Consider the following 2,162-nt stretch of genomic DNA (forward strand, 5'->3'; position numbering starts at 1 on the left):
TAGGCCTCGTCGAAGGCCTCCCGGCGTTGAGCCTCGAAAAAGTCCCAGATCAACGTGCTCGCGTCCGGTCCCGTCGAGGAGTGGAACGGTACGGTGTCATCGCCGCCGCTCCAGGCGTGGTCGAGGTCCGCCACGCGGCACAACCGCACGACACTCGCGCCGTCTAGCTCGTAATCCTGCTCGCGATAACCCTCCTTGAAGGTCTCGCGCGACACGACGCCCTGACGCACGCCGCGCGTATCCGCAAGACCGTTCAGACGCAGCAGTTGCAGCGCGAGCTGTTCCGCGTTGACGGGCGCGACGACGGCATCCGCCTCGCCCTGCACGACGATCGCGGGCATGCCCGGATGGATGCGCTCGCCCAGTTGGGTATCGACGAGCGCCACTGGATCGTGGTGCACGCCGCGCCGCATCACATCGAGCGCTGTCACGCCCGAGCGCGCCTCACCGAAAGCGGGGCCGGAATGCAGCGCGATGGCGGCAAAACGGCTGGGCGAGCGCACCGCGAGCAGCATCGCGAGCCCTGCTCCCGCTGACAAACCGGCCAGATAGACGCGCGAGCGGTCGAAGCCATGCTCCTCGACGAGCGCATCGACCAGCGAAACGACGGATGCCGCCTCGCCGCCGCCCGCCGCGTCGCGCGAGTCGTACCAATGCCAGCATTGATGCGGATGCGCGCGTTCCGACTGCTCGGGATACACCACCGCGAAGCCATGACGGTCGGCGAGCAGATTCATGCGGGTGCCTTCGGCGAAGGAATCCATCGACTGCTTGCAGCCGTGCAGCATCACGACGAGCGGCATGCCCCGCGTCTTGCGCGCCGTCGGTAGGTACAGCCCGTAAGGCAGGGAACGTCCGGCATGCAGGTCGTTCGCCGGTACAAGGTGCTCCGCGCGGCGCCATTCGCCCGCGGCCCAGGCGGCCGCACGCGGACCCACGCGCGACTCGCGCACCGGCGCGCTGCGCGCCTGCCCCGGCGTGACGCGCCTGGCCGCCTGCTCGGCTGCGGCCTGAGCGGCGCGCCAGATTGCCTGCGGCTTGGGTGCATCGATCCCCGCGCCTTTCAGGGCGTCGCGGGTCGCCCGGGTCTGGATGGCGAGCAGACGTCGCATGCCACCTGCCCATAGCTTCGTCAGATTTTTCGTCATCTATGGCCTCGTAAAAGGGTCCGACACATCGTGGCGTTTTGCCGCGATCCGTCGTTGTGCAACGCACAATAACACCATTTGGATGACGCTGCAGATCGAACAGGCTGGGTTCTGTCCGCGCGTTCGTTCGTCGAGGCACGCCTTCGTCTATGCGAGGCAGCTATACTGGATGCGTGTCTCACGCGCGTGTCGGCCAGCCAGGCGGCTCGCGCGTTAAGTCGCTATGAAGTAGCGGTTAAGCACCTGCAACCCCAGGATCCTCTTCAGACAGCCGGCAGCGCGGACCATGCCAGATTTGCCCCTTCACCTTTGGTACTCGATTACCAACCTCGGCGGCGCCGGCCTCACCCTGCCGCTGGCGTTGGCTATCGCGCTGTGGCTGATAGTCGGCTACTCGTGGCGCATGGCGGCGAGCTGGGTGTTTGTGCTCGGTCTGGCCATCGGCCTGGTGACGCTCACCAAGATCGCGTTTCTCGGCTGGGGCGTGGGGGTAAGAGAACTGGATTTCACGGGGATCAGCGGCCATGCCATGTTGTCCACGGCCGTCTATCCCGTCGCGTTTTTCCTGATGCTGCAAGGCGCGCCGTCCTTCGTGCGCGCCACGGGCGTGACCATAGGCCTCGCGGTGGGACTCGCAGTCGCGCTCTCGCGTGTCGTGCTCGACGCTCACTCGCCTTCCGAGGCTGTCACGGGCTGCGTGGTCGGGGCGCTCACCGCGCTCGTGTTCGCGCGCTACTGGTGGCAGGCGCAAGCCCGGCGAATTTCAGCGGCGGCCGTCGCGCTGAGCCTCGCGGCGCTGACTGTCGCCTTGCACAACGTGCATGTGCCGACGCATCGCTGGGTCACGCACATCGCGCTCACGGTTTCGGGTCACGACCGGCCCTACGTGCGTGCCAAATGGAAGGCCAACCGCGCCAACCGCGCGCCGGTCGCGCCCGTCTCGCAAACCCGCACCGGCCTCACGCCGCCCGCCCAGCGCCACGCCTGAAGCCGCCTGATGGGCGGCGCCCCGTT

General features: G+C 67.5%; 2 protein-coding genes. One reads left to right on the top strand and one right to left on the bottom strand.

Features of this window, described 5'->3' with window-relative positions; genetic code table 11:
- Nucleotides 1-1,148: PHB depolymerase family esterase (locus tag AB4Y43_RS40280; RefSeq protein ID WP_368730279.1), on the bottom strand; the 1,148-nt coding region annotated here is incomplete at its 3' end.
- 286 nt (nt 1,149-1,434) lie between these two features.
- Between AB4Y43_RS40280 and AB4Y43_RS40285 the strand changes: the two genes are divergently transcribed.
- The gene (locus AB4Y43_RS40285; RefSeq protein WP_368730280.1) at nt 1,435-2,136 is read left to right on the top strand and encodes a phosphatase PAP2 family protein; all 702 of its coding nucleotides are present in this window, start codon (nt 1,435-1,437) and stop codon (nt 2,134-2,136) included.
- Nucleotides 2,137-2,162: the final 26 nt, after the last annotated feature.

This window comes from Paraburkholderia sp. BR10872, assembly GCF_040965835.1.
In the GTDB taxonomy this organism is placed as follows: Bacteria; Pseudomonadota; Gammaproteobacteria; order Burkholderiales; family Burkholderiaceae; genus Paraburkholderia; species Paraburkholderia nodosa_A.